Here is a 5,555-nt window from a genome sequence, read left to right as displayed (position 1 = left end):
GATCCAAAGAAGCGGGATTATAATTCTTATTCCAAAAACCTGCGATTCCGCACATTTAGCTTAATTCTTTATTAACTTTTGATAACGACTATAAAAAAAATTCATATTAGATTTCAAATCACATTCCTTTTGAATAAGATCCCTATTTTCTAATAGGGCTTCTTTAAATGATGAGAAATTATTACAAAATAAATGTATGCTTTCTGCAAGAATGGTGGGGTTACCAACAGGAACCAACAAACCATTTCTTCCTGAATTAATAAAAGCTCTATTTGCAGGAAGATCCGTGACAATCGGAAAACAACCGGCTGCCATTCCTTCAAAAAGGGATGCTGAAACACCTTCTGTCTCGGGAACAGCTAAATAGATTTCAGCCTTTTCCAAATACTTAGGCAATTCCTCATTATTGATTCTTCCTACCCAATTCAATTGATTAGTAATCCCCAACTTTTGAGCATAATCTTTCAAAATTTCTGATTGATCACCTTCTCCGATAATAATGCAATTCAAAATCAAACCATTCTTTTTCAATTTTTGAATTGCCTCAAGAATTTCATTATGCCTGTAAATTTTATATAAGCTCCTTGTTACAATCGCCGTAAAAACTTTTGGTTTTACCCTCTCAGAAAAAGTAAATTTATCCAAATTCAGGCCTTTTGGTTTTACTAATATTTTTGTGGGAGAAGCTCCTGAACTCAACATGGCATAGGTCATCACATAGCCCCAAGCGTGAATAAGGTCAGCTTTGGTATAAATTGCTCTTTGCAGGATCCTTTTGTACCAACCTGAAAATCCATTTTCTGGAAAAGCATCTGTAATACCTTGTTGGGCTACAACCCTGATTTTGGTTTTCACCAATAAGGAGAAAAAACCATAACTAGTAGCCCGCTCAGCTAAAACGAGATCATAGTTTTGCTTTGAAAATAACAGTGAAATCAGAAATTGTATCGCGAGCAAAATTCTAGAAACTCGACCTGCCGATTTTGGGATTTCTTTGGTTTCAATTGCGACGCCCGAAACCTCTTCTATTCCTTTTATCCAAGTTTGAGCATCTGCCCTGTATGTTTCTCCCAAAAATAAAATGCGCATATTAAAAATTACCTATCACAGGTGACGGATTCCAATTCAGTTCCTTACGGGCTTTTTCATCTGAAAAAGTTAAAGAATACTTTAATTTGTTTACTCTGTAACTGTTCAATGGAAACATAGGGACTAAGTCACCAATCTTTGCCGCTATTTCCAATGGTCTAATCGGAAGGTTTTTTACTTTTTTACTTTTAAGACTAGCTAAATATTGATCAAGCTCTTTTAGTGAGGGATGAATCCCATCTGTTAAATTATAAATACCACTTTTCCCTAGCAAACCTGGGATAACCTTGGCAATATCTCTACCGAGCACCATGGATTTTCTTACCAATCCATTTCCCAATCTGAAATAATAACCTCCATTTATTGCCTTAATCATTGCCCCCAAATTCCCGGGAGGATTTGGTCCTGCAATAAGTGGTAAGCGAAAAATCAAAACATTCACTCCCATATTCTCACCCCATTCCTGAACCACTTTTTCAGCTTTAATTTTACTTAAGGCATAAGGAGTCACCCCTTTCAAAGCATAACTTTCTGAAATATTTTCACCCTGTTCTACCCCATACACAGCAACTGTACTTATCAATACAAAAAGTTTAGGCAATTCTTTTACTCCCTTCAAGAGGTTTTTTGTTCCCTCTTCGTTCACTTGAAAAAAGTCTTTTTCCTCTTCAGGTGTTTTGGGAATCGTATGTGCTTTTCCGGCCGCATGGATTATAATATCTGATTTAGGAAGATTTGGGATTTCATGACTTAAATCCGACTTAATATTGTTGGAATCTGATCGACCAAGCGTGATGACTTCATGTTCAGATTTCAGAGTATCAAAAATTTCATGTCCCAGAAAACCTGATGCCCCCGTCAAAAGGATTATCATTGGCAAAATTCAGTTATTCCTTTTAACATTTTATTTGCCAGGTAATCTTTATCAAAGTATTTAGAAGCTACCTGACTGGCATTCTTCCCCATTTTTATTAAAGTTTCTGGTTCCGCATCCAATTTTATAAGAGCCTCTGCTAATTGGATGGGGTCATTAGGATCAAGGGTAAGACCTACTGAATATTTTTCCAAAAAATCCTTCATCCATCCCTGAGTATTTTGAACAACAGGAACTCCTGCCGCTAATGATTCAAAAAACTTATTTGGAGAAGAGGTATCCAAAACTGGGGTTCCTTTTAACGGAACAAGAGAAACCAAAGCATTCTGAATTAATCCTACCAAATCTTTTTTGGGCATTAGCCCCCAAATCAAAATAGTTTCAAGCTTGTGTTTTTCAATTTCTTGTTGAATAAATTCGCGCTGTTGCCCCTCCCCCACAAATAGTATTTTCAGATCAGTTCTACCCCTTTTTTGTAGAACTTTTGCTGCTTCAAGAAGCCAAATGGAGTTATTTACTACTCCAATGTTCCCCGTATAGATTGCATATTTCTTTGGCGTTAAAAGATCTCTTCCTTCAAAAGGTTTCGGAGTTGAAAATAAGGGAATGTTAGCAGCGTTTGTTACGTCTATTACATTGGCTTTCGGAAATCGAGCTAGAATATTCTCCTTCATTCCAATGGATAAAGCCACCACCAAAGAGGATGCTTTATAGCATCTTGATTCCAAAGCAAAGGCTATTTTTTGCAGAGTTTTATTTTTAATTAAGCCAAGCTCAATTGCTCCTTCAGGCCACAGATCTCTCGTTTCAAAAACCAATTTTTTTCCACGTAGATATCTTGCTACAAGTCCTGGGATCCCTACTGTAATCGGACCCGAAGAAGCGATAACCACATCTGCCTTGGCGGTTAATGCATACCAAACAGAAAAAAATGCATATGCTAAAAAGGTATAAATCCTTTTAAGGAAAGCTTGTTTATTGTCTATCCTAACATTAATGATGGTTACATCCACACCCTCAAATTTTTGATTCTCAATAAACTTCTCAGCCTTTAAATCCGACTTAGAATAAATAGAAGTAACTACTTGTACTTGATGCCCTTGTTTTACCCATTCGGAAGCGAACTCGTGAACCCGAGTACCCCATGAGCCTTTGGGAGTAGAGTAGTACTGATAGAAATAAAGAATCTTCACTTTTGGGTTTTAGTTAATCCAACGTAAAGGACCTGGGGCATTTTCATAAATTAATTTTCCATTTTCGTACAAAATTTTTGCCTCAAAAAGTTTTGAATGATATTCCATCAATTCAAATGCTGTAGGATTCCAAACTTTTTCCTGCTGAATTAAATTTCCCAGATTAGACAAACTAGTCTCTGCACCTAATCTGATTTTGCCGGTTTCATCTTCAAACAACCTACCGGGATGGTTACCTCCTAAATAGGCAAAATAGGTATGAGCTATCATCAAACCGCATTCATCCAAAAGTTTATTCAGGGAAATATTAGAAAAAACGGAGTCAAAATCTTTCACTGAGACGGTTTGAAATACTTGAATGTCTGTCTCAATCTGATCAATTGCTCGGAAAAACACTGGAGTAAATCTTGCAAAATGGAAAGGTTCTTCCTTTTTAAACAAATTTTTGATCCATATCTCGGGATTTAAAGCAGCAATGGTTGTCTTTCCTAAGGCCTTTAGTGTTGGAATAAAAAAATCAGATGATTTCTTCAATCTTATAACATTTCCAGACAGATTCTTGACAGCCTTATCAAAATCTTCACTAGTCCCAAAGCTTAACCAAGTTTTGGTGTTTCTATCTTTGTCTACCGGTAATCCTTCTTTTTTATGGTATTCTAGGGATTCTGAAATAGACTTAATACTTGAATCAAATGGGTTTAATTGATTATTTGTCAAGGCTGTACCTTCCATCACATCCAAATAATTCCAAATTAATTTAACGCCACAGTCATTCATATGCCTATACCATTTCAAATAATTATCGGAACCTTGCTTGGTATAATTATATGGCAAAAAACCATGATCTATATAAGTCTTTATAGGCTGAAGATCTGGTGGACTTTTTAAGTTTTGAAACTCTTTCCAACTTTCTTCACGGAAGGATCTACTGAGTGCATGATAAGCCAATTCATGTCCATCTTCCTCCCAGGATTGGAATTCAGATTTCATAGATTCCTGATCTAAAGCAGCATACTCCCCTTTGTGACTAAAAGTGTGAGTAAAAAAGCCCTTAGTAGTTTTTATTCCTGCTTTTTTGAAGAAAACCCGTTGGCATTTCAGTAATCTCGGAGTATCAAAATCACAGTGATCTGTAAAACTTACCGTAGGTATAAAGCCTAAAGGTGTTCTTGCCAACTCAGGTATGGGCCCCTTCCCTGAAAATAATCTTAGTTTCATTGACCAAGATGAGCCAACTGATATTTCCTTTATCCAGTCCCTTTTGTCATCTTTATTATATTGGAAAGTCGGATTCAAATCTGGGTGAATCAAATACCAGTTCAATACCTTATTTATTGCATCCCATTCCCAACAACCTTTAGAATCCATTCCTAGCAAATAATCACCCGAGGATACTTTTAATAGTTTAGGACTATGGTAATTTGCAACTTGATTCGTTAGCAACAATGGATGCCATTTATAATCAGCCCCTCGCCAAAATTTAGGGATTTCATTCAATTTAATTTCCAATAAAACACTTTCTATTTTGAAAGCTTGGAAAGCCTGAATGTCAATTTCATGAATAGAACCATTCGTTGAATAATCGTATTTCAAAAAATTTTCAGCTTTCAGCTCTTTCAAGGAGGAAAAAGCTTTGAGTTTAATTTGTTTAATCAAACCTGACTAATTTTTTATTAAGATATATCGGTCCGATTTTCAAACATTTCAGGTTTGCTACTTTTGAAAAGCCCGCTTTCTCAATTCCCCTGATAGAAGGTATATTCTCTGGGCTTACTAATAAATAGAGTGACGAATCTTTTAAATGTTTCGAAACAATTCTTTCCAATACCGCAGGATAAATCCCTTTTCCTCTGTATTCATCATTGGTAAAAGCATCTCCTATGGTCATTAATGGCTGTTTAAAGCCAAAGCTTGAAAGCAAGAGGCTCTTCTTGAAAATTTTACTTTTGTGAATGAGGACTTCTCCATCTTTAACCAAAAAAGTTGAGGTTTTATCATCAAAAGTAATCGGATATTCTAACTTAAATTCCGGTACCAAAACCTTATCAGATTTGTCAAGTCCAAAAAGCAATAAATCAACTTGATATGGTTTTAATTTCTTGAAAAGATTCATCTCCTATTAAATGGTATTGTATCTGTTTTCAATCAGTTGAAATTTCCCCGATTTAGCTTTTGGCATTACTTCCAATTTTTCGAATCTGAAATTTAATTTTTCTCCAAAGACCTCCTCAAATTGTTCTTTTATCGCTTGTTCACGAATATCTACTTGGCTTTTTGGCGATACGTATTCCAGAATAAAATCATTTACCCCTGTCTGTATCACTTTAAACTGATCAATCTCTGAGAATTGTTTCAAGATTCTAACCACAGTCTGTACTGTTATATATTTCTGACTTGGA

At 35.6% G+C, this 5,555-nt stretch carries 6 protein-coding genes; all 6 read right to left on the bottom strand.

The window, feature by feature from the left end; genetic code table 11:
- Positions 1–60 precede the first annotated feature (60 nt).
- Positions 61–1,089, bottom strand: coding sequence for a glycosyltransferase (locus Q0L68_RS15430; protein ID WP_296704959.1), 1,029 nt, complete (start codon positions 1,087–1,089; stop codon positions 61–63).
- A gap of 1 nt (position 1,090) precedes the next feature.
- On the bottom strand, positions 1,091–1,963 hold the full coding sequence (locus Q0L68_RS15425) for an NAD(P)-dependent oxidoreductase (RefSeq protein WP_296704958.1): 873 nt from the start codon (positions 1,961–1,963) through the stop codon (positions 1,091–1,093).
- Positions 1,960–3,156, bottom strand: coding sequence for a glycosyltransferase family 4 protein (locus Q0L68_RS15420; RefSeq protein ID WP_296704956.1), 1,197 nt, complete (start codon positions 3,154–3,156; stop codon positions 1,960–1,962). Before Q0L68_RS15420 ends, Q0L68_RS15425 begins: the two co-directional genes overlap by 4 nt.
- A 9-nt stretch (positions 3,157–3,165) precedes the next feature.
- Positions 3,166–4,776, bottom strand: coding sequence for a hypothetical protein (locus Q0L68_RS15415; protein ID WP_296704955.1), 1,611 nt, complete (start codon positions 4,774–4,776; stop codon positions 3,166–3,168).
- Between the two features lie 28 nt (positions 4,777–4,804).
- Positions 4,805–5,269, bottom strand: coding sequence for a hypothetical protein (locus Q0L68_RS15410; RefSeq protein ID WP_296704953.1), 465 nt, complete (start codon positions 5,267–5,269; stop codon positions 4,805–4,807).
- Between the two features lie 6 nt (positions 5,270–5,275).
- The coding region (locus Q0L68_RS15405) for a hypothetical protein (RefSeq protein WP_296704951.1) at positions 5,276–5,555 on the bottom strand (280 nt) is incomplete at its 5' end.

It is taken from the genome of Algoriphagus sp. (assembly GCF_024642405.1).
In the GTDB taxonomy this organism is placed as follows: domain Bacteria; phylum Bacteroidota; class Bacteroidia; order Cytophagales; family Cyclobacteriaceae; genus Algoriphagus.
Note: the sequence above shows the minus strand (reverse complement) of the source record. Positions and strands in the feature narration are given on the sequence as shown.